The following is a 499-nucleotide window of genomic DNA, read 5'->3' on the forward strand; positions in this document are numbered from 1 at the left end:
CGGGCTCCTCGTCGACAAGCTTCCCCGGCTCGTTGCGCTGGATGTACTCGTTCCCGTACCGAGCGAGGTCGGTGACGGCGTCGCCGAGCGCCCTGACGGAGTAGTCGTCGACCGCGGCCGCGAACTCCTCGACGGCCTCGTCGATCCGCGCCGCCACGTCGTCGCTCGGGGCGTCGGCGTCCGGGCCGCCCTCGTAGTTGCGGTGGGCGAACAGCAGCGACCGGTAGAGGAAGTTGCCGACGGTCCCCACCAGCTCGGTGTTGACGCGCTCGGCGAACTTCTCCCACGAGAAGTCAACGTCCTGCTGGAACCCGCCGTTGGTCGCGAGGTAGTAGCGCAGCGGGTCGGGGTGGAACCCCTCGTCGAGGTACTCGTCGGCCCAGACCGCGCGGTCGCGGCTGGTCGAGAACCCCTTCCCGCCGAGGGTGACGAACCCGCTCGCCATCACCGCACGCGGCTCCGCGTGGTCGGTCGCCTCCAGCATCGCGGGCCAGAAGAT

1 protein-coding gene is annotated in these 499 nt (G+C 70.1%); it reads right to left on the reverse strand.

Annotated elements, in window-relative coordinates:
- Positions 1 to 499: class I tRNA ligase family protein (locus EXE51_RS17405; RefSeq protein WP_158413915.1), on the reverse strand; the 499-nt coding region annotated here is incomplete at both ends.

Source organism: Halorubrum sp. CGM5_25_10-8B, from assembly GCF_005435095.1.
GTDB classification, from domain to species: Archaea; Halobacteriota; Halobacteria; order Halobacteriales; family Haloferacaceae; genus Halorubrum; species Halorubrum ezzemoulense.